This is a genomic window from Adlercreutzia sp. DFI.6.23, from assembly GCF_024462535.1.
Classification (GTDB): Bacteria; Actinomycetota; Coriobacteriia; order Coriobacteriales; family Eggerthellaceae; genus Adlercreutzia; species Adlercreutzia rubneri.
Map to the genome: position 1 here is coordinate 62,632 of NZ_JANGBP010000008.1, position 25,413 is coordinate 88,044.

Here is a 25,413-nt window from a genome sequence, read left to right on the forward strand (position 1 = left end):
ATTGCAATAATAATACGAACAAGTATTTGCATTATGGTCAAAAAGTGTTATGCTCCATGGACAAGGAGTCGACGGCTCGTGTCTTTTTCGGTAAGACGCTTGCCTCGGTCGGTCGATTTGGGGAAGATGGAGCGATGCAGCGCACCGGTCGGCATGTTCGCCCGGGGAAAGCTGCGGCGTAATGGCAGAACGGAAGGGAAACCTTGGCACAGCGAGCGTTCGGAAAAGGAAAAGCGACGAGGGTCTTTCTCGCCCTGTTGCTCGCCTTCTCCCTCGTCGGCATCGGCGCGATTCCGGCTGCGGCCGATCCTGCCGACGACACTCAGGCTGCCGTGGATGCGGCGCAGGCCACGCTGGACGAGGCCGAATCCCGCATGGCCCAGATCAATAGCGAGTACGAGCAGCTCACCGCCGAGGTGGCCGAGCTGCAGACCAAGATCGACGAGACGGCGGCGGCGGCCATGGAGGCCCAGCAGGCCATGCTCGAGGGGCGCGCGGCTTTGGGCCAGGTGGCCGTGGGCGAGTACCGCGACGGCAGTTCCATGGGGCTTTTAGGCCTCATCCTTGATTCGAAGAACTTCGACGAGCTGCTCCGCAACATGGAGTACGTCACTCAGATCATGTCCTATCAGGCCGACGAGGTGGCCGAGCAGAAGGAGCGCAAGCGCGCCTTCGACGACGTGAGCGACGAGCTGAACGCCCAGAAGAACGAGCAGGAAGAGGCGTTGGCGGCCCAGGAGGCTAAGCGCGCCGAGGCCCAAAGCGTCGTGAAGGATGCCACGGCCCGTCTGGAGGGCGCTCAGGAGGAGCACGCGGCCCGTCTGGCCGAGCTCGCCGCTCAGGCCGAGGCCCTGCGCAAGCAGGAAGAGGAGGCCGCCGCAGCGGCGGCCGCGGCTGTGCAGGAGAGCCCCGACGCCAATACGGGCGATCGCGAGCCGGTGGTCTCCGACGACGAGGGCCCTTCCGATAACGGCGGCTCGTCCGGTGATTCCGGCAACTCGGGCTCATCCGGGAATTCCGGAAACGCGGGAAGTTCCGGCGGCTCCGGCAACGGGGGCGGATCCGGCGGCTCCTCGGAGGAAGGGTGGCTTTCCGGCGTGGCCTCGGCCTACGGCGGCAGCACCGATCCGAACACGCCGAACCCCGGCACCACGTCCACCGGTGCCGTCTGCGACGACAACTCCATGGGCGTGGCGGTGCCCAAGTCGCTGCCGAACTACCGCAGCTACTTCGGGCGCACCGTGGAGATCGTCTACGGCGGCCAGACCGTCTATGCCACGGTGAACGACTGCGGCTCCATGGGCGGCGGTTCCCGCGCCCTCGATTTGCAGCCGGGCGTGTGGAAAGCCTTCGGCTTCTCCAGCTGCCGCGCCTGGGGCCTGCGCACCGTCAAGTACCGCTTCCTGTAGGGCGCCTCGCTGCGCCACTGGAACGCTGCGCTTCTTCGCGGCTCGTCGGAGCCCGCTTCTCGTCTGCCTCCGCGTGCCCGCGGCCCGCTTCCCGTCTGTCGGGAGCGGGAAAGTTCTGCGCTCGCTCCGCCTCGAAGTGCGCTATACTGTGGCGTTACATGCGATGACGAAGACAGCGGACGCGCGTCACGGTCGCCAGAGAAGGGCTTCACCGGCTGAGAGAGCCCGACCCTCTGAGTGCGTCTTATTCCCTTCCGAGCAGCATTCCCGAACGCGAACGCCCACGGGCGAGGCGACCAGTAGGGGTGCCGGGTGCTCCCGTCACAGAGCGCGAACAAGCGGGCGACGCCGCACTGCGATTCCCTTCGGGTCGCTGAAGCGTTGCCAACCGAGGTGGTACCGCGAGAGCCTTCTCCCGTCCTTGGATTCCTGGTAAGCCGCAAGCGGCCCCAGGCGGGACGGAAGAAGGCTCTTTTTTGTTGGCTCGAGAAGAAAGGCGAACCTTATGGCAATCGCAGAGGAGTTGGCGGCGCTGCGCGAGCGCACCTTGGCCGAAATCGCCGCAGCGGACACGTCGGCGGCGCTCGAGGCCGTGCGCGTGGCGGTGCTGGGCAAGTCCGGCACGCTGACCGGGTACTTGAGATCCATGGGCCAGGTGCCCGCTGAAGAGCGCGCGAGCGTGGGCAAGGCCGTGAACGCGGCCCGCGTGGACGTGGAAGAGGCGCTGGCCGCCCGCAAGGCGGCGCTCGATGCCGCCGAGCTTGAGGCGGCCATGGGGGCGGCGGCCGTGGACGTGACGCTGCCCGGCCGCGCCCAGCAGGTGGGTACCCGCCATCTCATCAACGGCATCATCGACGAGGTGTCCGATATCTTCTTGGGCCTGGGTTACAAAGTGGTGGAAGGCGAGGAGATCGAGACCGACTACTACAACTTCACGGCCCTGAACGCTCCGGCCGACCATCCGAGCCGTTCCATGCAGGACACCTTCTACGTGCACGACCTGTCCGGCGACACCTCGCGGGTGCGCGGCGAGTCCGACGTGCTGCTGCGCACCCAGACTTCCGGCGTGCAGGTGCACGTCATGGAGGATTGGGACTTGCCCATCTACATGATCGCCCCGGGCAAGGTGTACCGCCGCGATGTGGCCGATCCGTCGCATCTGCCGCAGTTCCATCAGATCGAGGGACTCGTGGTGGATCGCGGCATCACCTTCGGCGACCTGAAGGGCACCCTCGACTACGTGTGCAAGCAGATCTTCGGGCCCGAGCGCAAGACGCGTTTTCGCGCCCATTACTTCCCGTTCACGGAGCCTTCGGCCGAGGCGGACGTGAGCTGCGGGATCTGCCACGGCGAGGGCTGCCGCATGTGCAAGGGCACCGGATGGATCGAGATCTTGGGCTGCGGCATGGTGGACCCGAACGTGCTTTCCATGAGCGGCATCGACCCGGAGGAGTACTCGGGGTTTGCCTTCGGCATGGGGGTGGAGCGCATCGCCTGCCTGAAGTACGACGTGCCCGATCTGCGCATGCTGCTTGAGGGCGATATGCGGTTCCTGCGGCAGTTCTAGGAGGAAACATGAAAGTATCCTTGAAGTGGCTTTCTGAGTATACGGCGGTGCCGGAGGATTTGAAGGCGTTCTGCGATCGGCTCGATTTGACGGGCACGGGTGTGGAAGGCGTGGAGAAGACCGGCGAGGCCTTTGAAGGGGTCGTGGTGGGGCACGTGCTCACCTGCGAGCCGCATCCGGATTCCGATCACATGCACGTGGTGACGGTGGATGTGGGCGCCGAGGAACCCGTGCAGATCGTCTGCGGGGCGCCGAACATCGCGGCGGACGTCAAGGTGCCCGTGGCGCTCGTGGGCGCGGTGCTGCCTGGCGATTTCAAGATCAAGAAATCGAAGCTGCGCGGCGTGGTGAGCTGCGGCATGTGCTGCTCGCGCCGCGAGCTGGGGCTGGGACAGGACCACTCCGGCATCTGGGTGCTTCCCGATGACGCGCCCGTCGGCCAGCCCATGGCGGACTTCATGGGCGCGGGAGATACCGTGCTCGACCTGGAGATCACGCCGAACCGGCCGGACTGCCTGTCTATGGTGGGCATGGCCCGCGAGGTGGGCGCCATGTACCAGCAGCCGGTGACCTGGCCGCTTTCCGGCGATGTGGAGAAACTGGCTGCCGTGACCGCCGGCGAGGACGTGGCGGCCGCTGTCACCGTTGAGGTGCCCGATGCCGCGCGCTGCCCGCGCTACACCGCCCGGGTCATCGACAACGTGAAGGTGGGGCCCTCCCCCGAATGGCTCGCCGAGCGCGTGACTGCCGCCGGGGGCCGTTCCATCAACAACGTCGTGGACGTGACGAACTACATCCTGTACCTCTACGGCCAGCCGCTGCACGCCTTCGATTTCGCGAAAGTGGCCAGCGCTGACGGGTGCGCCCATATCGTCGTGCGCGCCGCCGCCGACGGCGAGCACCTTACCACCCTGGACGGGGAGGATCGCGAGCTGACGAGCGACATGACGGTCATCGCCACACCCGAGCGCGCCGTGGCGCTCGCCGGCGTCATGGGCGGCGAGAACAGCGAGGTCACCGAGGAGACCACCTGCGTGCTTTTGGAGTCCGCCGCCTTCGAGCGCGGCCGCACCTCCCGCACGAGCCGCAATCTGGGCCTTATCTCCGAGGCCTCCATGCGCTACGAGCGCGGTGTGGACGATCATCTGTGCGAAGTGGTCTCCCAGGCCGCGGCGGCGCTTCTGGCCGAGGTGTCCGGGGGCACCGTGCGCCCCGGCGTGGTGGACGTGTACGAGCTTCCCACCGCCCGTCCGGAGCTCATCTTCCGCATCCCGCGCTTTACGGCTATGATGGGGGCCGACATTCCCGCTGACTTCATCGAGGACATCCTCGTGCGCCTCGGCTGTGCCGTGGAGGCCACTGACGACGCCTCCGTGCTCTCGGTGCTGCCGCCCACCTTCCGTCCCGACCTGGAGCGCGAGATCGACTTGTACGAGGAAGTGCTGCGCCTGTGGGGCATGGACCGCATCCCCCCGACGCTGCCCGGCGGCCGCGAGCGCGTGGGCGCGCGCACGCCGGAGCAGGAGACGGTGCGCGTGATCAACGACACCCTGCGCGCCTCCGGCATGAATGAGACCATGACCTACTCCTTCGCCGAGCCCGGCGACATCGAGCGGCTGCGCCTGCCCGCCGAGGGGCTGGGCCTGGCCGTGGAGCTTCTGAACCCGCTGAACGCGGACATGTCGGTCATGCGCCAGTCCATCGTTCCCGGGCTTCTGCGCTCGGTGGCCTATAACCAGGCCCGCGGCGTGAAGAACATCCAGCTTTACGAGATCGGCACGGTGTTTATGGCCGCCGAGGGACGCAAGAAGGCCAAGGAGCGCAAGAAGCTCGCCGGCGTTCTGGCCGGCTCCATGCGCGACGGGGCGTGGAACTCACCGGCGGTGCCCTTCGACTTCTTCGACGCCAAGGGCGTGCTGGAGAACTTGGCCCGCGAACTGGCGCTGCCGAAGGTGCGCTTCCGGGCGCTTTCCGCCGATGAGGCCCCGCAGCTGCAGCCGGGCCGCGCCGCCGAGATGATGGCCAACGGCGCGGTCGTCGGCTGGGTGGGGGAGGTTCATCCGCTCGTGGTCGACGCCTTCGGGGCCGAGCCGCCCGTGGTGGCCTTCGAGCTGGACGTGGCGGCGCTCGTGCGCGCGTGCCGCCCGGCCCGCGACTACGTGGACGTGCCCACCTTCCCGGCCGTCACGGTGGATCAGGCCTTCGTGGTGGCCGAGGACGTGCCCCATGAGAAGATGGTTCAGGTGATGACCTCGGCCGGCGGGAAGCTCTTGGAATCCGTGGCGCTGTTCGACGTGTACCGCGATGCGGAGCGCGTGGGCGCCGGCAAGAAGTCCATGGCCTACAGTCTCGTCTACCGAGCGCCCGACCGCACGCTGACCAGCGAGGAAGTGGAGCGCGCCCACGGCAAGCTCGTGTCGAAGGTGGAAAAAGCCACCGGCGCCGAGGTTCGCGGGTAGGCGTCGGGCGAGGGCGGAACCACGCGGTATTCTGATTCGCTCAGGCAGTCCTCGCTCTGCAGGACAGGACATTCAGTCCTGTCCTGTTCGCTGCGGAACTCGCTCGGTCAGAACACCCCGTGTTTCCGCTTGATCCGGCAGCGGTCGAGACGGGCTTTTCGTGGAAGGCGGCCGGGGACGGCGCCCCTTCGGTACAATAGCGAACCGGCAAATGAGTAAGGGCGGCCTCGTGCCGCCCGCTTTCGATAAAGGAGCATCTATGTGCGGAATCGTCGGCTATACCGGTGAGGCGAGCGCCACTCCCATCCTGGTGGAGGGGCTCACCCGCATGGAATACCGCGGCTACGACTCGGCGGGTGTGGCCGTGGAGCAGGACGGCGGCATTCAGGTGATCACGCGCAAGGGCAAGGTGGCCGAGCTCGCGCACACCCTCGGCCACTTCGAAATGACAGGCACCTGCGGCATCGGGCACACCCGCTGGGCCACTCACGGCAAGCCGAGCGAGGCCAACGCGCACCCGCACACCTCGTGCTCCGGCGACATCGCCGTGGTGCACAACGGCATCATCGAGAACTTCGCCGAGCTGCGCGAGGAGCTCGTCGGTCGCGGGCACGTCTTCAAGAGCGAGACGGATACCGAGGTGGTGGCGCACCTCGTGGAGGAGTCCTACCACCGCATGCTCGCCGAAGGCACCGGCGACCTGCGTGCGGCGGTGGCCGAGGCGGCCGCACGACTCGTCGGGGCCTACGGCCTGGCCGTCATGGCCGATGCCGAGCCGGGCACGATCATCGCCTGCCGCAAGGATTCCCCCATCGTGGTGGGCTGCGGCGAGACCGGCAGCTACGTGGCCTCCGACATCATCGCGATGATCGACGCCACGCGCGATGTGGTGGTGCTCGCCGACGGGCAGATGGCGCGCCTGCGCCCCGATGGCATCGAGTACTACGACGAGGCCGGCAACCCCATTAAGCCCGACGTCACCCATGTCGATTGGGATCTCGACGTCGCCGAAAAGGGCGGCTACCCCGACTTCATGCTGAAGGAGATTCACGAGCAGCCACGCGTCATCCGCGATACGCTGGCCGGCCGCCTGGTTGCCGGCTCGCTGGTCATCGACGAGCTGGACATGACGCCGGCCGAGCTCAACCTGGTCGATCGCGTCTACATTATTGCGTGCGGCACCTCCTACCATGCGGGCCTTATCGCCAAGAACCTCATCGAGAGCTGGGCGCGCATCCCCTGCGAGGTGGAGGTCGCCAGCGAGTTCCGCTACCGCAATCCCATCATCACGCCCACGACGCTGGTCGTGGCCGTATCGCAATCGGGCGAGACGGCCGACACGCTGGCCGCCATCCGCGACGCCCGCGTGAAGGGGGCGAAGGTCTTCGGCATCACGAACGTGGTGGGAAGCCCGGTGGCCCGCGAATCCGACGGCGTCATCTACACCAAAGCCAACAAGGAGATCGCCGTGGCCTCCACGAAGAGCTTTTTGGGGCAGGTCGTCTCCCTCACGCTTTTGGCGATGCTGCTCGGCCAGGCGGTGGGCCGGCTGACCGGCCGGCAGATCAAGCTTCTGTTCAGCGAGCTGGCCGATACCGCCGAGCAGGTCGAGCGCATCCTCGCCGACTGCGATCCGGCGGTGGAGGCGGCGGCCGACGCCATGGTGGACGCGACAAGCGCCCTGTTCATCGGCCGGGGCATGGGGGCCGCCACCAGCTACGAGGGCGCCCTTAAGATGAAGGAGATCAGCTACCTGCACGCCGAGGCCTACGCCGCCGGCGAGATGAAGCACGGCCCCATCGCCCTTATCGATGAGGGATTCCCCGTGGTGGCCATCGCGACGAAGAGTCCCGTTTACGACAAGGTGGTGTCGAATTTACAGGAGTCCCGGGCCCGCGGTGCCTGCATCATCGCCGTGGCCACCGAGGGCGACGAGGAAATCGCCAAGCACGCCAACCACGTCATCTACGTGCCGAAGGTGCGCGACGCCTTCTCGCCCATCACGGCCAGCGTGCCCTTGCAGCTGCTCTCGCGCGCCGTGGCCGTCAAACGCGGCTGCGACGTGGACCAGCCCCGCAATCTCGCGAAATCGGTGACGGTCGAATAGCTATGAGTCTCTTTCGGCGCCGCGCTCGATCCCGAGGCGGCGCCTTTGCGTATCCCCGATGATCTGAAAGGCAGATGGAGTGGCCCGATCGAAGAAATCCCAAGCCGTCGTCGATGGCGCGCTTGCCATGGACGTGCCCAACGAGGAAGTGGGCCTCGGCGTGGACATCGTGGAAATCGCGCGCATGCGCAAGATCATCGATCGCTCGCCGGCCTTCGTGGAGAAGGTGTACTCTGCCGCCGAGCGGGCCTATTGCGACTCCCATGCTCACCCCGAAGTGCACTACGCCACCCGCTTCGCCGCCAAGGAGGCGGTGCTGAAGGCGCTCGGGACGGGGTTTTCCGAGGGCATCGGCTGGCTCGATGTGGAAGTGCGCCGCACGAGCAAGGGGCGCCCCTACGTGGTGCTCACCGGGCGCGCCCGCGAAGTGGCCCGCGAGCAGGGCGTGCGGGAGATCCCCCTTTCGCTGTCCTACACCCATACCGATGCCGTGGCCTGCGCCATGGCCATCACCGAGGAGTCGGTGGCGGCCACCGAGCGGCGGCGCGACCCCATGGAGGAGCTCACCCGCCAGTTCAAGGACGCCCGCACCCTGCTGGACGACCTCCCGGGAGCGCCCGCGGCTGGGTAGAATCCCAGGGTGTCGTGCGGCGCGGTTCGCACCCGCGAGGGCTGCCTCCCGCGCTGTGGCCAAAAAAGTATCGCCGACTGCATTTGGAAGGGTCTCTGGACCGCATTTTGGCCAAAAACGGGCCGCTAGCTGTAATGGCATCGCCCAGCTCATTTCACGGCTGCAACCTCCGATCCTCTGAGCTGGGAAAACTCAAAGAAGCTACAAGGAACTCTCCCAACAGACGGTACGATGGCCAAAAAGTAAGTCCAAACTGCCAGTCTGCGGCCTGTTTTTGGCCAGAATCCCCTTCCAGCTGCTCGCAAGCGCGACGCAACGCGCATTTTCGTGCAACGCATCATGTCCCGCTCAGGCGTACGAAGCGAAAACGAGGCGGCCGCCTTCCACGAAAAGCCCGTCTAAGACAGCTTGGCTACGACGCGTTCCAGATTGTGGACGTCGATGGGCTTGGCGACATGGGCGTTCATGCCGCAGGCGAGGGCCTGGCGCTCGTCCTCGGCGAAGGCGTCGGGGCGATCCATCGCGCGGATAGCCCGGGCGGCGTCGTGGCCGTTCATTACGGGCATCTGCACGTCCATGAAGATCATGTCGAAGGTGCCCGGGGCGCTCATCCCGAACTTCGCCACGGCCTCCTTGCCGTTGGCCGCCACCTCGCAGGTGGCGTCGTGGATGTTCAGGATGGCGGTGATGACCTCCGCGTTCAGGGCATTGTCCTCCGCCACGAGGACGTGCTTGTGCGCCAGGGCGTTCTCGCCGGTCCCGCTCGCGTCGCCGGCTCGCTTTCCGCCGTCGCCCTCGGTGCCGTCCGACTCGTCGCCGGCCGGCGGGAAGTCCAGATCGACGATGAAGGTGCTGCCCGTCCCCAACTCGCTTTCCACGGAGATGGTGCCTCCCATCAGGTCCACGAGGTTCTTCGTGATGGCCATGCCGAGGCCCGTTCCCTGAACCTTGTTGGTGAGGCTCGACTCCTCGCGGGTGAACGAGTCGAAGATGGTGGCGAGGTAGTCCTTCGACATGCCGATGCCGTCGTCGCGGACGATGATGCGCAGGTGCTGCAGCTCGCCGTGGCGCTTGGCGGAGCCGTCGACGCGGAAGAGGATGTGGCCGCCCTCCGGGGTGTACTTCATGGCGTTGGAGAGAAGGTTCATGAGGATCTGGCGCAGCCGCCCCTCGTCGCCGACAAGCCGATCGTGCTCGACCTTGTCCACTTCCACCGTGAACACTTGGTTCTTGGCATCGGTCTGCTGGCGCATCATGGCCTCGACGGATTCCACGGTGCCGGAAAGGGCGAAGGCGCTTTCCGCCAGGGTGGTCTTGCCGGCCTCGATCTTCGACATGTCCAGCACGTCGTTGATGAGCCCCAAAAGGTGCTGGCCGGAGGTGGCGATCTTGCGGTTGTAGTCGCGCACGTGGGCGGGGTTGTCGGCCTCGCGGTCGATGAGCGTGGAGAAGCCCAGGATGGCGTTCATGGGCGTGCGGATGTCGTGGCTCATGGAGGAGAGGAACGAGCTTTTGGCGCGGTTGGCGTCCTCGGCGGCGGTGGCGGCGCGCTCGAGGCGAGCGCGGATCTCGTGGTCGGCGGTGACGTCGGTGAGTGAGAAGATGGTCTTCTCGCGCTCGGCGAGCATTACGGGCCGTGCCGTCATGCGCAGCCACTGCGAGCGGCCCAGCGCCGGGTTGTGCGCCTCGAATTCCCAGGTGCGCGCCTTGTCGCCGGCGCCGGAGTGCACGATGGCGGCCACGTGGGTGTAGGCCTCGTTGGGCGACAGCTCGTTGGGGACGAAGAAGTCGCGGGCCGGAATGCCGAGGATGTCCTGGGTGTTCTCGAAGACGGCCTCGATGAGGCGCTCCTTGCGGTCGACGATGAAGATGGCGGTGTCGATGTTGGCGCCGATGGCCGAGTACACGCTTTGGATGTACTGCTCGTAGCGGTGCTCGCGGCGGCGCCGGTACACCATGAGGGCCACCATGGCCGCCGCCGCCACGGCCACGGCCACGGCGAGCACGGCCACCATCTGGTTGGTGATGCCGACGATCTGCGTGCCGTCGGATTCCACCACCGAAAGCGGCAGGATGGTCACGAGCGACCAGCCGCTCTTGGCGCTGATGGGGGTGTAGAAGACGAACTGGTCGGCGCCGTCGAGGGTCATGACGAGGCTGCCGGAGGTGTCGGAGGCGATGCCGGCGAGCAACGAGGAGACCTGGGCCGAGTCGGCGTTGTCGTTGATGAGGGCTGAAAGGCTGCCCTGGACCGCCTCGTCGGCGCCGCGGTTGGCGTCGAGCACGATGGTGCCGGAGGAGTCGACGACGAAGGTGGCGCCGGCGCTGGAATAGGCAGTGCCATAGGAGTTCTGCAGCTCGTCGGCGGGGTAGGAGACGTAGACGGCGCCGAGGACGTCATCGGGATCCGCGGGTGTGGTGGTCGTCCCGGGGCCGGCGGTGGCGGGCGCGTCGACGATGGGGGCGTAGAAGAGGATGCGGCGCTCGCCGGCGTGGCCGAGGTACATCTCCGAGGAGCCGGTCTCACCGGCCATGGCCGGGCCGAACAGCTCGTCTTCCAAGGCCGGATCGTACAGGTCGGTCTCGCTTGAGGAACACCAGGTGGTGCCATCCTTGGAGTGAATCCAGGCGGCGGCGGCCTCGTGGGTGGAGATGAAGTCCTTCACCTGGTCGCGGGCCTCTTGCGGGGTGATGTCGGCGATGAAGTGGGCGAGACTTTTCACGGAGTTCTGGTCGGAGGTGAGGCATTCGTCCAGGTAGCGGGCGCGGGCGGTGGCCAGCTCCATGACCGAGGTGGTCGTGGTGTTGCGCACGAGGGACTGGATCTGCCCCAAGTAGAACAGGTTCACCGTGATGGCGACGGCGGCGAAGACGGCAACGATGACCAGGCCTGCGGCCATGATCTTGCGGCTGTCGACTTTGACGGCGTGCACGGCCTCCCCTTTCTGCTCTCGATGACACCTCAGTATAAGGCTATAATGCCGCAATTGTGGCGAGATTCGCTATTAACCCCTGTCAATAGGGGGGGGCGAGCGTGCCGCCCCGCCTTAGGACTCGATGGCGCGGATGGCGTCGGGAAGGTAGGTGATGAGGTCCTCGGCGGCGACGCAGATGTCGGTGAGGGCGGCCGCGGCGGTCCGGCCCGCCTCGGCGTGCAGGGCGCAGCCGAGGGCCGCGGCGTCGCGGGGGGAAAGTCCCTGGGCGAGCAGGGCGCCGACGATGCCCGCGAGCACGTCGCCCGTGCCGGCCTTGGCGAGCGCGGACGTGCCCCGGTCCATGACCTCCGCGGTGCCGTCGGGCGAGGCGATGAAGGTCACGGGGCCTTTGAGGGCCACGACGGCGCCGTAGGCCTCGGCGAGCGCGCAGGCCAGGGCCGCAGGCGCGGGGTCGGCTTCGGCTAGCGTGGCGCGGCTTGCGGGGGAGAGGGCGCCCGCGGCCTCCGCGAGGGGGCTGCGCGTTCCGCGGGCGGCCGCGTCATCGGCCTCTTCCAGGGCCTCCCGGACGCCTTGGGCCAGCCGCGTCGCCTCGCCGCCGTGGGGCGTGAGCAGTGTCGAGCGCCCGGCGGCGGCCCGCTCGCGGGCCAGGCGCAGGCCGGTGGCGTTGGCGAGAAGCCCGAGGGCGCCCCCGTCGATGAGCAGAGGGGCCTCCCAGCCCCGCACCGTCTCCATGAGAAGCGAGGTGAGGGAGGTTTCCGCCGCGTCGAAGCCGCAGCCGATGACGCAGGCCGTCGGGTGGCCCGGCCGGGGCGCCGGCGCCTTGGCCGGCTTCCACGCTCTCCAGTCGCGCACCACCAAAGACGGCCGCCAGCCGCGCACGGTGATCATCGATTTCCCGGCGCAGAACACCTCGGTGTAGCCGGCCCCGCCACGCTCGCCGGCCGCAGCCGCCAGGCAGGCCGCGCCGGGGTAGGCGGCCGATCCGACCACGAGGCTCAAGTGCCCGCGGGTGTACTTGTTGGCATCGGCGGCCGGATGCGGCAGCAGACAGGCCAGCCCGGCATTGCCCCGGCCGGGGGCCACTTTCAGATCCTCCGCGTCTTCCATCTCTTCCACACCTTCCAAATAATGAGCGAAACCCTCATGAAACGCAGCGCCAACGCAGCGCAATCCTGTCGGAAACGGGACGGCCGCGCGGCGTAATTCTCATGTTCCCGCTTCTAGAATGAATATCGTCACCGTAGCACACTGCGATGGCGGATAGCCAAAGGGTTAAGGAGTTGTGATTATCATGGACATCAAGGTAGGACGCAACTGGGGCCTGTTCGCCGCGGGCATCGCCCTGGTCATCATCGGATTCGTGCTGCTCATGGTGCCGGGGCTCACGCTGGTGAGCATCGCTGTCATTGCCGGCTGCATGTTTCTGGCCGCGGGCATCGTGGATGCCTACGCTTACTTCAAGTACCGCGAGGCCGAGGGGCTGTCCGGCTGGGCGCTCGCCTACGCCGTCTGCGACATTATCTTGGGCGTGCTGTTCATCGTGCATCCCATAGCGTCGGCTGTGGTGATTCCCTGGGTCATGGGCATCTTCGTGGTGGCCTACGGCATCTTCGAGATCGCCGCCGCCGTCCGCTTCCGCGATGCGCTTCCCGGCTGGGGCTGGGTGCTGTTCGCCGGCATCGTGTCGCTGTTCTGCGGCATCGCCTTTTTCCTGTGGCCGGGCACCTTCGCGCTGTTCTTGGGCTTCTTCCTCATGGCCCGCGGCGTGCAGATGGCCGTCTACGGCGTGTCGCTGCCCCAGGCGACCATCGTGGCCCACACCCACTAGGAAGTGCGCGCCCTCGGGAGGAGTTGCGCTCTGAGGAAGCAATGCCCGCTAGGCGAGGAGTTGGCGGCACTGCGGCCGCGCCAGTGATACCATAGGCGCGAAGAGATTCGAGGCCCGGAAACGCTTCCGGGCCTCTTCATGCGGAAAGCGAGGAATCATGGCGGAGCAGGGCAATCTGTTCGAAGGACAGGATCCGGCGGCGCGGGCCGAAGCGCTCAGGCGCGAGATCGAGCACCACAGCTACCAGTATTACGCCCTGGACGCGCCCACCATTTCGGACGCGGCCTTCGACTCGCTCATGCGGGAGCTGCGCGAGATAGAGGCGGCGCACCCCGAGCTGGTGACGGCCTCCTCGCCCACCCAGCGAGTCGGCGGGTATGTGGGCGAGCAGTTCGCACCCGTCGTGCACGAGCGGCGCATGTACTCGCTCGACAACGCCATGGATTTAGACGAGCTTGACGAGTGGATGGAGCGCACCGCCGAGGCCTGCGGAGGGGCGCTTCCGCCTTTGTGCTGCGAGCTGAAGATTGACGGCAGCTCCATCGCGCTCACCTACGAGGACGGCGTGCTCGTGCGGGCGGCCACCCGCGGCGACGGCACCACCGGCGAGGACGTGACCGTGAACATGCGCACCGTGCGCGACGTGCCCTTGCGCCTGCGCGACGAGGCGCGCGGTGCCATCGCGCCGGGGGTGGAGACGCTGGAGCTGCGCGGCGAGGTGTACATGCCGAAGAAGAGCTTCGAGGCCTTGAACGCCGCCGCCGAGGAGGAGGGCCGCGCCCCCTTCGCGAACCCGCGCAACGCCGCCGCCGGCTCGCTGCGCCAGAAGGACCCGGCCGTGACGAAGATGCGCGACCTCTCTACCTTTATGTACGCCATCGCCGATGACGCCGCCTTGGAGGTGGAGGGCCAGTGGGAGCTTCTGCAGTGGCTGCGGAAGGCCGGCTTCCACGTGAACCCGGACGTGCGGCTGTGCACCACGGCCGAGGAAGTGCGCGGCTTCTGTCGTGAGTGCCTGGATCGGCGCGAGTCGCTGCCCTACGAGATCGACGGCGTGGTGGTGAAGGTGAACGACTTCGCCCGCCAGCGCGCTATGGGGTTCACCGCCCGGGCGCCGCGCTGGGCTATCGCGTTCAAGTTCCCGCCCGAGGAGAAGACGACGCTTCTGCGCGACATCACCGTGCAGGTGGGGCGCACCGGCGCGCTCACGCCGGTGGCGGAGCTTACGCCGGTGGTGGTGGCCGGCTCCACGGTGGCCCGGGCGACGCTGCACAACCTGGACGAGGTGCACCGCAAGGACGTGCGCGTGGGCGACACGGTCATCGTGCGGAAGGCGGGCGACGTGATCCCCGAGGTGCTGGGGCCGGTGCTTTCCCTGCGCAGCCCCGAGGCGCGCATCTGGGAGATGCCGAGCGTATGCCCGAGCTGCGGCAGCCCCGTGGTACGCGACCCGGGCGAGGTGGCGTTCCGCTGCATCTCCATCGACTGCCCGGCCCAGGCGCTGGAGCGGCTGCTGCATTGGGCGAGCCGCGGGGCGCTCGACATTGACGGCATGGGGGAGGAGATCGTCTCGCGGCTCGTAGAGAGCGGGCGCGTGGCGGACGTGGCCGACTACTACTCGCTTTCCGAAGAGGAGCTGGCGAGCCTGGACATGGGCCGCGTGAAGGCCGACGGGGAGCCGGTGCGCCTCGGACACACGGTGGCGAAGAAGCTCGTGGCGGCCATCGAGGCGTCGAAGGGCCGCTCGTTTGCGCGCGTGCTGTTCGGGCTGGGCATCCGGCACGTGGGCAAGACGACGGCCGAGGCCATTGCGGCGGCCTACTCCTCTATGGACGCGCTCGCGGCGGCCGGGGAGGACGAGCTGGCGGGCATCTACGGCGTGGGGCCGAAGGTGGCCCACGGGATGTGGTTGTTCTTCCGCACGCCGGACAACACCTCGGTCATCGAGCGGTTGCGCGCGGCGGGCGTGACCATGGCCGATGAGGCCGTCGTCCCGGGCGAGGAAGTGCCCCAGGTGCTGGCGGGCCTTACCTTCGTGCTGACGGGGACGCTTACGCACTCGGGCATGACCCGCGACGAGGCCGGGGCGCGCCTGAAGGCCATGGGGGCCAAGGTGTCGGGGTCGGTGTCGAAGAAGACGAGCTTCGTCGTGGCGGGGGAGAACGCGGGCTCGAAGTACGACAAGGCCCAGGCGCTGGGGGTGCCCGTGCTGGACGAGGCACAGCTATTGAACCTGCTGGAGACCGGGGAAGTACCGCGGGAAATCTAGCTGCAGGGTTCCCTGGGGCGGAGCCGCGGGGTACTGCTCAGTCGCTCAGACAGTCCTCGATGGTATCGAAGGCGTCGGGCGATCCTCGTCCCACGCCCCTTGCGCCTTCGATACCATCTGCGGAACTCGCTTTGTGAGCAGCATCCCGCGTCTCCGCCGGACCCAACTTCTCTTCTAACTTCCTTTGTCATGAATGGGGAAGGCGTGGAGGGGGCGTGGGGGTTCGGTTTAGTTCTCGCGCACGGGGCGTGAACTGAAGGCGGGCAAGTTGTGGAGGGGGTTGGCGGGCGCGTCTTCCTCCTTTAGGCTTCGGCCCCATGGTTATGTTCAAAGCGCACACCAAGGCCGCGGGGATGATTGTCGCGGCTGCTCTTCTGGCGGCGTTGTGCACCGCCTTCGCCCACACTCCGGCCTATGCATCGGAGGTGGAAAGCCCCTTTACCAAAGTGGAAAGCTTCGCCGAAGATATTCGCGACTACGTTGGAGGCGTGGCCGACGAGGCGGCCGCCCAAGCCGAGGCTGAGGCGCTCGAGGGCCGGCGGCAGTCGGTCGTTGCCGAAGCTGATGCGCAGCTCGGGGTGCCGTACTCCTATGGGGGCACGACGCCTTCGGGCTTCGATTGCTCCGGGTTCACCCGCTGGGTGTTCTCCCACGCCCTCGGGCGCGAGCTGCCGCGCACGGCCGCCGAGCAGAGCGCGCTGGGCACGGGCGTCTCGCTGGACGAGCTGGTGCCCGGCGATCTTCTGTTCTGGGGAAGCGGCTCGGGCGTCTATCATGTGGGCATTTACGCCGGCGATGGCGAGTACATCCACGCCTCCACCGGAGGCGGCCGCGTCATGCGCGCCACCTTCGACTACTTCGCCCCCGACTTCGCCAAGCGCGTCATCGACTAGGGCGGCGTGGGCGTGGAGTAAAGATGACTCCGCTCATCAGCGAAAACGGCCGTAGGGCGCCGATTGTTCAAGAACCATATTTGTTGCCTTTGCGACGGTGCCATGCGGATTCTGCGAGAAAATGCCAGTTCAGCAACGGTAAAGGCGCTCTACTTGCCAAATGATCTGCTGATTTGTCCGCTCAACATCTGTCAACAAGGGCAAATTACCTGTTGGACAGCCCTTCTCTTCACGTTATAATGCAAGCTTCCAGGCATTTTATTGCCCTGATTTTGCGCACCCAAATGCGCAAACGCGAAACGACGACGATAGAGGAGGCACGATGACTTCACCGAGGGAGGCAGTATCTCTTCTCACTGCTGCGGCGCTGGTCGTTGCCCCTGTGGGCGGCGTGGCCGCAACCTACACCACCGGCTACGCCGAGGACGGCGACGGACATACTATCAAGGATGACCGAGATCACGATGTCCCGGCTAGCTACGAGGAGGCCATCGCGTGGATCAAAGAGGGAAAGACTCTCTATAAGTCCTGCGTCGAGTACATGGCGGCCAACGCCGGTCAGTTCGGCGGTCTGACCGAGGCGCAGCATGCTGAGCTGTGGAACATGGCAGCCGATGATCTGACTACTGGAGCAGAGTCTGAGGAGTCTACGGCACCCGAGCCCGAGTCCGATCCCGTTCCGGCGGAAACCGCTCCGACGCCTGAGGGGCCGAAGACGCAGGAGCCCGAGCAGCCCCAGACCCAGGAGACGCCCCCGTCGGAGCCGGAGGAGTCAAGCGAGCAGCGCAATCCGGGCGACCTCGATACGCCTGATATGCCCGACGTTCCGGACACGCCCGATGCTCCCGATACCCCGGATACCCCGAACGCCCCAGATGTTCCTGACACTCCCGATGCCCCGGACACCCCGGACGTTCCCGACACCCCTGATGTTCCCGATCAGCCCGACACGCCGGATGTTCCCGACACCCCGGACGAACCCGCGAAGCCGGACGAGCCGGTCATCGACACGGACAACCCGGTGGACGACGGCATCCAGAAGCCCGGCAATGCCGGCGGCGTGACGGACGAGTCGCACACCGCTGCCGTCATCAAGGGTCAGGCCCAAACGCCCCTCAAGCAGGTGGCCGTCACCGTGCCTTCCATCTCCTTCACGCACATCGACAACTCGGCCTACGTGGCGCGCCACTACAGCGAGGACCTCACCACCGAGAAGTTCATCTCGCTGGTGGGCGAGTCGGCCCGCACCATCGCCGCCGAGAACGACCTGTACGCGTCGGTTATGATCGCCCAGGCCATCCTGGAATCCGCCTCCGGCAACTCCACGCTGGCTCAGGCGCCGAACAACAACCTGTTCGGCATCAAGGGCACCTACCACGGCAACTCCGTGCAGCTGCCCACGCGCGAGGACGACGGCACCGGCGCCACCTACACCATCATGAGCGACTTCCGTCAGTACGAGACGGTGGACGAGTCGCTTTCCGACTACGCCGACCTGCTCAGCCATTCCATGGGCGATTTCTACGCGGGCGCGCGCAAGTCGAACTCCGACAGCTTCGTGGGCGCCTGCGACTTCCTCGTGGGCCGCTACGCCACGGACATCTTCTACTCCGAGAAGCTGCAGGACCTCATCGAGACCTACGACCTCACCCGCTTCGACGTGCCACTGACCTACGAGCTGGCCGACACCTTCGTGCTGCCGGTGAAGGACGAGGTCACGGGGCTGGATAAGTACCTCGATCCGGTGACCGACAAGGTGGAATACGAGGCGCTCGTGGCCGAGTACCGCGATTACGTCGCCCGCACGAGCGAGTACCAGCAGGCGCTCGCCGAGTGGGGCCAGCAGATGGCGGCGGCCGAGGAGCTCTACCACGTGCCGGTGTATCTGGAGAAGCCCTCCATGCCCGCGGCGGACACGCCGATGCAGCAGCATCAGGATGCCATCGACGCCGAGCGCTTCGAGGGCTTCGATACGCTCATCGCCACGGGCCAGCCCCTGCCGGTGCGCGAGGCCCGCACGCTGAACGACCTGACCGCCTGCGCGAACTCGTTCCTCGGCGTGCCGTATCTGTGGGGCGGCACGACCCCGGCCGGCTTCGACTGCTCGGGTCTGGTGCAGTACTGCTACCGTGAGGTGTTCAACATCGAGCTGCCGCGCACGACCTACTACCAGTGCGAGGTGGGCGTGGAAGTGCCCTTCGAGGAGCTGCTTCCGGGCGACTTGCTATTCTTCGCCGACGGCGGGGATGTGCACCACGTGGCGATGTATCTGGGCGACGGCTACTACGTGGAGGCGCCGCACACGGGCGACGTGGTGAAGATCACAGCTATGAACGACAAGCTGCCGGACTTCGCGAAGCGCGTCGTGGACGTGCGGGGCATCGATATGAGCGAGTTCTCCGACGAGCAGCTGGCGCAGTTCGTGGAGCGTGAGAAGTACCTGCAGGAGCGCGAGCAGCGCCTGAGCGTGACCGACGAGACCTTGGCCGAGCTCACCGAGTGGCTCCGCGGCCTCGAGTTCTAGGCCGTATGCGCGCCGCGTGGGAGTAACTCTGCGACATTTCCTGGTGCTGGGCCTCCTTGCCTTCGTTGTGACGTATCTGTGCGTCCCGTTGGCACGGAGGCTCGCCCTGCGTTTGGATGCCGTCGACTACCCGAGCGCCCGGCGCGTCAACAAGCGCCCCACGCCGCGCATGGGTGGCATCGCCATGGCGGCGGGCATCGCGGCGGCGCTCATCGTGGAAGTGGCCGGGGAGTACTTCTTCGGCTGGGCCGGGTTCTACATCCACGGCACCGATCGGGCCATCAACCATGCTGGTGTGATGTGCGGCCTGCTCACCATCGTGTGCGTGGGCGCCATGGACGACGTGTACTCGCTGAAGCCCAGCGTGAAGTTCGCGGGGCAGATTCTGGGGGCGACCATCATCGCGGCCTCGGGGCTTCTGCTGTCGAGCATTGCAAACCCTCTGGGCGCCGGGTTCATCCAGTTCGGCTGGTGGTCCTATCCGCTGACGGTGCTCTACCTCGTGTGCTTCATGAACGTCATCAACCTCATCGACGGCCTGGATGGCCTGGCGGCGGGCATCGCGGCCATCGCGTCGTTCTTCCTGTTCTTGATCGCCTTCGGGCGCGGTTTGGAAGAGACGGCGATGCTGTCCATCATTTTGCTGGGCGCGACGCTGGCATTTCTGCGCTACAACTTCGCACCGGCGAGCATCTTCATGGGGGATTCGGGCTCGCTGCTTCTGGGTGCCATGATCGGCGTCATCTCGCTCATGGGCGTCATGCGCTCGCCGACGGTCATCGTGCTGGCGGTGCCTCTCGTGATCGCCGCCATTCCCATCGCCGACACGGCGGCGGCCATCATCCGGCGCCTGTACCACCACCAGCCCATTCAGCAGGCCGACCGGAAGCACTTGCACCATATGCTTTTGCGCAAAGGCTATGGCGTGCGCAAAAGCGTCGTCATCGTGTACGCCTGGACGGCGCTTCTGGGCGTGGGCGCCTGGGTCATGAGCAACACCCACGGCATCGCGGTGTGGGTCATGATCGCCATCATGCTGGTGGGGTCGTTCCTCATTCTGTGGCGTCTCGGCATTTTTGATCAAGTCCTGCGTCACCACTACCACGGCCGCCACACCCGCCAAGAAGACAAGCCCCGCTGGTACGGCAGGCACGGGCGGTAGGGGATGGGGGAGCTGTCCAAATATGCGCTCTTCGATGGACGGCTCTATACGTGCCTTGGAATAATTCCCCATGTTAGGGACGGCTTGGTGTCCGCAGTTGTGCTATGCGAATCACCCGAAGGCGAGCGGCGCTATGCAACGGGCGAAGAGTGGTCTTGCGCGTCGCGGGCATTCGATGAAGAGGCGAGTGCCCAAGGTCTGGTTACGGCCGCGAGCCCGGCTCCTGACAAGTTAAGGTTGTTCCGAAGCCTGTTCAAAGGGCGCGAGGATGTGCACGCCCATGGTTATCGGCGCAGAGATGGGGGCATCGCCTATGCGCCGGCCTGCGCTAACGAATGGGCGCGTGGGGTGTGCCCGAAGTGTCAGAACGTGCGGTCGAAGTGCGCTGATTGCCCGTCGCGGTCGTTCGCGCCTCTGAATGATCGCGAGCTGATAGACCATTTCAAAGGGCGCGATCCTTCCTTTAAGGATGTTGTAGGTCTTTATGTACTCGATAGCGAGTGCAAGACATCGGTGCTCGTGGCCGATTTCGATAAAACGGGATGGCAGAAGGCGGTCTCTGCCTATCGGGACGCGGCGGAGCGCCTGGGGGTTCCGGTGGCCGTGGAACGGTCGCGCTCCGGCAATGGCGGCCATGCCTGGGTTTTCTTCGATGAGCCCATAGCGGCCTCCTTGGCGCGAGATCTGGGAAGCGCAGTCATAAGCGAGGGTATGGCTCATGACGGATCGCTCTCGTTTTCCTCCTACGACAGGATGTTTCCAACGCAGTCGACTATCCCCGCAGGAGGTTTCGGGAATCTGATAGCGCTTCCTTTTCAAGGCGCCGCCCAGCGTCAAGGGAACTCGGTGTTCGTGGACAAGGCATTCGAGCCTTACGAGGATCAATGGCTCTTTCTCTCGAAGGTCGTGAAGGTAAGCGAAGAGAAGGCGAAAGAGGTGGTGAGACGAAGCGCTGGAGGCCCGTTGGGTGGATTGGCCTACGGACGCCAGATAGTGCGCTCCGACTCGGATGGTGAGCCGTGGAGGTGCCCTAAAAGAGCTCTGCTGACCCCCAGGGACTTTCCCGCGATGGTTCATATCATCAAGGCGGACATGCTCTATGTGTCCAAGGAGGGGCTGTCGCCGGCGGCGCGCAATCGGCTGCTGCGGCTCGCCGCCTTCGGCAATCCGGAATTCTATCGCGCTCAGGCCATGCACCAATCGGTGTTCGGGAAACCGAGGATCATTTGCCTTGCCGAGGAGCGTGGCGGGTACATCGCGTTGCCGCGAGGCGCGGAGAAGAAGCTCGTCGAACTTCTGAAAGAGTCTGGTGCCCCTTATCGCATAAGCGACGAACGCTTTGCGGGATCCGGTATTCGAGTGGGTTTCAACGGCGAGTTGCGGGACGGCCAATCGGAAGCAGTGGAGCGGTTGCTCGGGTTCGAGAACGGAATTCTCTCGGCTCCTACGGGGTTCGGCAAGACCGTGATAGGGGCTGCCGTCATAGCGCGGCTCAAAATGCCAACGCTGGTGATCGTGCCGAAAACGGCTCTCGTGCCCCAATGGAAGGAGCGGCTCAGCGAGTTCCTTGACATCGATGAGGAGTTGCCACCGTTGCTCACTCCGACCGGTCGCAAGAGCCGTCGGAAGCGATCACTCATTGGACAGATCGGTGGAGGGAAAAACGAACGAAGCGGGATCATCGATATCGCCACCTTCCAATCTTTGATTGAAAAGGATGAGGAGGGTTGCCCGAGAGCGAAAGACTTCGTTAAGGAGTATGGGCTCGTCATTGTCGACGAGTGTCATCACGGTGCAGCGCCGCAGCTCGAGCGCATCTTGAAGGCCGTGAACGCGTGCAATGTCTACGGGCTGAGCGCTACGCCGAAGCGCGCTGATGGGCTGGAGGGCATTACCTATCTGCTTTGTGGGCCGGTGCGAGTTCAAATCGATCCGAAGCAGCAAGCCCAGCTGCAGAATTATCGGCGAGTTCTCCGGCCGCGCTTTACGGGCGTGAGGTTGTCCGATTTGGAGGCGGGTGCGTCGTATTCCCAAGTGTTGGAGAAGCTTTGCGCGCACGACAAGAGAAATGCTCTGGTCGTTGAGGACGTTCATGAAGCCGTAACGGCCGGGTGCACGCCCTTGGTGGTGTCGAAGCGGAAGGATCACGCTCGGATGCTCCATCACGCTCTGCGCTCGCTCGGCCTTGATGCGAGGCTGTTGGTCGGGGAAGGCACACCCAAGCAGAGACGCGAGGCCATCGAAAGGGCTAAGCAGTCCGAAGATGGCCAGCCCTTCATTCTGGTAGCGACGGAGAGCTATTTGGGGGAGGGCTTCGACATGCCGCAGCTCGATGCGCTGTTCCTGACGACGCCCATATCCTGGGACGGCAACGTCACCCAGCAGTCGGGTCGGCTGCATCGCGAGTTCGAGGGCAAAACCGAGGTGGTTGTGTACGACTACGTGGATGTATCGGTTCCCATGCTCGAGCGCATGTACAAGAAACGATTGAAGACCTATGGAAACCTCGGCTACGAAGTGTGCTCGCCGACAGATGAGGATGAAGGGGCGAATAGAGGTTCCTTTGTTGGGAAGGGCGACTGGCTTGGTAGGTTCGAAACGGATATTCGAGAGGCGAAGCGCTCGATTTTGGTGAGGGCCCCTTATGCGAGCGAGGCAGCGGTAAAGAAGCTTCTGCCCGCGCTGCGGGATGCTCGCGAGAGGGGTCTGGAGGTGACTTGCGCGATGCGGAAGCGTGCGGCGAGTGAACGGTCGGATTCCAGAGACGCCGCCGCTGCCGCTCTGCTCAGAGAGGCTGGCATTGAAGCTACTTGGTTTGAGGACGGCCCAACGCGTTTGGCAATCATCGACGACGCTCTTATTTGGTACGGTTCTTTGCCGCTGCTCGCCTTCCCGAAGACCGACGATTGCAGCCTACGCCTGCGCGATACAGAGCTGGCGGCGGAGTTGAAGGACGAGCTGTGGCGCGAATTAGATGGACGAAGTCGCGTTGATATGTAATGGGGATGCTTCTGCCCTTCTCCCTGTTGGCATTGCATAAAGGGTAATTGTACGTTGAAAATAGAACAAATGTATGGTAGTATTCCAGCAAAGGCTGGGCTTGCCCTAACTCGATGAATCGAGGACAGTCTCAAGGTCGGATATCGCTTTAGAGCGCAAATTCCGTCTTGACATTAGTATCCTATAAGATACAATAAGGGGTGAGCAACTGTGAGGATTGTCAAATCTCCGCGTTATGAGAAATGGGCGTCTTCTCTCAGGGATCGCAATGTGATCGCACGCATTAATGCGCGGATCCTTCAGATCAAGCACTATGGGGCATTGACGGGGGATTGGAAAGCGGTAGGCGATGGAGTATTCGAGTTGAGATTTCATTTCGGAGCTGGCTATCGCGTCTACATCGCCCTTGAAGGCGCAACCCTCCTCCTGCTGCTCGTTGGAGGCACGAAGTCGTCTCAAACGAAGGACATTAAACTCGCCAAGGAGATCTACGAGTCGTGGAGGTGTGACCATGAATAGCGAATGGACAGAATGGGACCCATCGTTGGATGTCAATTCCAGCGAGGACGTTGCTGCGTTTCTCAATGCCGTCCTAGAGCTGGGGGATCCAGCGATTCTGCCAGATGCGCTCGGCGTTATCGCCCGATCGCGCGGTATGAAGGCTATTGCCGAGGAAACGGGCCTCGGACGCGAGAGCCTCTATAAATCGCTGAGCAAATCGGGTAATCCGCGCTTCAGCACTGTTGTTAATGTGCTTGATTGCCTTGGATTCAGACTTCAGGTCGTGCCTGCTGCTTAGGGCAATCGTCGAAGGGGAGGCAGTTGTTTTTGCCAGCCGCCGCTGTTGTAGGCGGCGTATAGTCCCTGCAATTCGGAGAGGTCGGAGACTGGCGTTCTCATCCTGCGGTCGAACAATCGCGTATGGGTACTGTGATGGCGGCGAAGCAATGGTAGAATAGGGGCTCGCTGATTATCGGTTGCGAGAAACGAGGATCGTGGGCACGCTCTCGGAGATACTCAAGGAACAGTGGCAATGGCGCAAGCAGATCTTGAGCCTGGGGCTGTTCGATCTGAAGAAAATTTCAGCGGGTGCGGTGCTTGGCCCCCTGTGGTTTTTCGCGAAGCCAGCAGTGTACATTCTGGTATTTTGGTTCGCGCTCGAGGTTGGGCTGCGCAGCGCTGACCAGACGGGTTCCGATGTCCCCTATATCCTCTGGCTTATGGGCGGCCTCATTCCCTGGTTCTACATTCAGGAAATTCTCGGCACGGGTATCAATATCTTCAAGCGATACTCGTATCTGGTTACGAAGATCAAGTTTCCCCTCGCAGGCATTCCAACGATCTTCAGCATTTCGACGTTTGTCATTCAGCTGGGGCTTGTGGTGGCATTGCTCGTCGTTTATTTCCTGTGCGGTCAACCGCTCGATCTCTATTTGCTTCAGTTGCCAGTGGCGCTTGTGCTCATGTTCGTGTTCTTCAATATGTTCTCGCTGGTGACAAGTTTGCTCTCGGCTATCAGCAAGGATTTCATGAACCTGATGAAGACGCTCTCCACGCCGCTGTTCTGGCTGTCGGGCATTATCTTCAATGTGTACAACTTGCAGCTGCCTTTGGTGGAGCTCGTTCTTATGCTCAATCCCATCACGTTCATTGTCACGATGTACCGTTGCGCGGTGTACGACAAGATGTGGATTTGGGACAAGCCGGAGGCCATTATTGGCTTTGTCGTGGTGTTCGTCGTCACGCTGCTGGTCACGCTGGTGATCTACCGGCGCACGCATGAGGAGGTGGCCGATGTCCTCTAGTGCCGAGGCGCCCGTCGCCATCAAATTCGACCACGTCACGAAGACCTACAAGCTGTATGAGAACGATCGTCAGCGGTTTTTCAGCATCTTCAGCAGCCGCGACAAGCGCAAACTTATCACCAAGGTGAACGCTAGCAACGACCTGTCCTTTGAGATAAAGAAGGGCGAGGCGGTGGCGTTCCTCGGGCATAACGGTGCGGGAAAATCGACGGCGCTGAAGATGATTACCGGTGTGACGTTCCCAACTAAGGGCGAGGTGATCGTGAACGGCACGGTGAGCGCGCTTCTGGAGCTCACGGCCGGTTTCGACATGGCGCTCACGGGGCGCGAGAACATTCATTTGCGCGGGCACGCCATGGGGCTCGATGCGGACGAGATTGCCGCGCTGGAGCCTAAGGTGGTGGAGTTCGCCGATCTTGGCGTGTACATCGACCAGCCAGTGCGCACCTACTCGTCGGGCATGAAATCGCGCTTGGGTTTCGCTTTCGCTGTGTCTAGCGATCCGGAGATCCTCGTGGTAGACGAGGCGCTGTCGGTGGGGGACAAGCAGTTCCAGCAGAAGTGCTTCGCCCGTGTGCGCGAGATCATGGAGGACGAGGACGTGACGGTACTCTTCGTCACCCACTCCTCATCAGCCGCCCAGGAATTCTGTACGCGTGGCATTGTGCTGGACAAGGGCACGAAGAAGTTCGACGGCTCCATCCAGGACGCTATTGCATTCTATGAGGGTCACGAGTAGGGCTGCTAGGTTCTCGTTCAAGCTCTTGCGAAAGCGACGAGCGTTTAAGTGGTCTTTTGCCCCGCCTAACTCCGAATGTAGTGA

Annotated in this window: 17 protein-coding genes; 15 read left to right on the plus strand and 2 right to left on the minus strand. The window is 64.5% G+C overall.

The features are described 5' to 3' along the window. Positions 1-203: 203 nt before the first annotated feature. The 5 genes from NE591_RS08925 (at position 204) to acpS (ending at position 8,173) form a co-directional block, all read left to right on the plus strand. Positions 204-1,409: a hypothetical protein gene (locus NE591_RS08925; RefSeq protein ID WP_231699494.1), complete on the plus strand. Its 1,206-nt coding sequence runs from the start codon at positions 204-206 to the stop codon at positions 1,407-1,409. A 505-nt stretch (positions 1,410-1,914) separates the two neighbouring features. Next, positions 1,915-2,976, plus strand: coding sequence for a phenylalanine--tRNA ligase subunit alpha (pheS, locus tag NE591_RS08930; RefSeq protein ID WP_114549046.1), 1,062 nt, complete (start codon positions 1,915-1,917; stop codon positions 2,974-2,976). An 8-nt stretch (positions 2,977-2,984) separates the two neighbouring features. Continuing rightward, positions 2,985-5,435, plus strand: a complete 2,451-nt coding sequence (gene pheT / locus NE591_RS08935) for a phenylalanine--tRNA ligase subunit beta (protein ID WP_227070047.1) — start codon at positions 2,985-2,987, stop codon at positions 5,433-5,435. A gap of 259 nt (positions 5,436-5,694) precedes the next feature. Further along, positions 5,695-7,542, plus strand: a complete 1,848-nt coding sequence (glmS, locus tag NE591_RS08940; RefSeq protein WP_022739495.1) for a glutamine--fructose-6-phosphate transaminase (isomerizing) — start codon at positions 5,695-5,697, stop codon at positions 7,540-7,542. Positions 7,543-7,621: 79 nt separating this feature from the next. After that, positions 7,622-8,173, plus strand: a complete 552-nt coding sequence (gene acpS, locus NE591_RS08945; RefSeq protein ID WP_227070045.1) for a holo-ACP synthase — start codon at positions 7,622-7,624, stop codon at positions 8,171-8,173. Between the two features lie 398 nt (positions 8,174-8,571). Here acpS and NE591_RS16280 read toward each other — a convergent pair whose 3' ends face one another. Beyond that, positions 8,572-11,106 carry a hybrid sensor histidine kinase/response regulator gene (locus tag NE591_RS16280; protein ID WP_227070043.1) on the minus strand — a complete coding sequence of 845 codons (2,535 nt, stop codon included), beginning with the start codon at positions 11,104-11,106 and terminating at the stop codon, positions 8,572-8,574. A gap of 114 nt (positions 11,107-11,220) precedes the next feature. Then, complete coding sequence (locus tag NE591_RS08955) at positions 11,221-12,216, minus strand: ADP/ATP-dependent (S)-NAD(P)H-hydrate dehydratase (protein WP_227070040.1); 996 nt, start codon at positions 12,214-12,216, stop codon at positions 11,221-11,223. A gap of 184 nt (positions 12,217-12,400) precedes the next feature. On the opposite strand from NE591_RS08955, the gene NE591_RS08960 reads away from it, so the two are divergent. From NE591_RS08960 to NE591_RS09005, 10 genes are all read left to right on the plus strand, one after another. Continuing rightward, entirely contained in the window at positions 12,401-12,937 is a 537-nt protein-coding gene (locus NE591_RS08960) for an HdeD family acid-resistance protein (protein ID WP_227070038.1), read from the plus strand. A 157-nt stretch (positions 12,938-13,094) separates the two neighbouring features. After that, complete coding sequence (gene ligA, locus NE591_RS08965; protein WP_227070037.1) at positions 13,095-15,206, plus strand: NAD-dependent DNA ligase LigA; 2,112 nt, start codon at positions 13,095-13,097, stop codon at positions 15,204-15,206. Positions 15,207-15,523: 317 nt separating this feature from the next. Beyond that, positions 15,524-16,099, plus strand: coding sequence for a C40 family peptidase (locus tag NE591_RS08970; protein ID WP_114539869.1), 576 nt, complete (start codon positions 15,524-15,526; stop codon positions 16,097-16,099). 322 nt (positions 16,100-16,421) lie between these two features. Next, positions 16,422-18,623, plus strand: a complete 2,202-nt coding sequence (locus tag NE591_RS08975) for an NlpC/P60 family protein (protein ID WP_227070036.1) — start codon at positions 16,422-16,424, stop codon at positions 18,621-18,623. A 16-nt stretch (positions 18,624-18,639) separates the two neighbouring features. Beyond that, a complete protein-coding gene (locus tag NE591_RS08980; protein WP_227070028.1) occupies positions 18,640-19,785 on the plus strand; it encodes a glycosyltransferase family 4 protein in 1,146 nt (381 codons plus the stop codon). An 87-nt stretch (positions 19,786-19,872) separates the two neighbouring features. Next, positions 19,873-22,785, plus strand: a complete 2,913-nt coding sequence (locus NE591_RS08985) for a DEAD/DEAH box helicase family protein (RefSeq protein WP_227070026.1) — start codon at positions 19,873-19,875, stop codon at positions 22,783-22,785. A 210-nt stretch (positions 22,786-22,995) separates the two neighbouring features. Next, complete coding sequence (locus NE591_RS08990; protein ID WP_227070025.1) at positions 22,996-23,304, plus strand: type II toxin-antitoxin system RelE/ParE family toxin; 309 nt, start codon at positions 22,996-22,998, stop codon at positions 23,302-23,304. After that, positions 23,297-23,584 carry an addiction module antidote protein gene (locus NE591_RS08995; protein WP_227070023.1) on the plus strand — a complete coding sequence of 96 codons (288 nt, stop codon included), beginning with the start codon at positions 23,297-23,299 and terminating at the stop codon, positions 23,582-23,584. Before NE591_RS08990 ends, NE591_RS08995 begins: the two co-directional genes overlap by 8 nt. Before the next feature lie 196 nt (positions 23,585-23,780). Beyond that, on the plus strand, positions 23,781-24,590 hold the full coding sequence (locus tag NE591_RS09000) for an ABC transporter permease (protein WP_227070021.1): 810 nt from the start codon (positions 23,781-23,783) through the stop codon (positions 24,588-24,590). Continuing rightward, entirely contained in the window at positions 24,580-25,329 is a 750-nt protein-coding gene (locus NE591_RS09005; RefSeq protein ID WP_227070018.1) for an ABC transporter ATP-binding protein, read from the plus strand. Before NE591_RS09000 ends, NE591_RS09005 begins: the two co-directional genes overlap by 11 nt. Positions 25,330-25,413 lie beyond the last annotated feature (84 nt).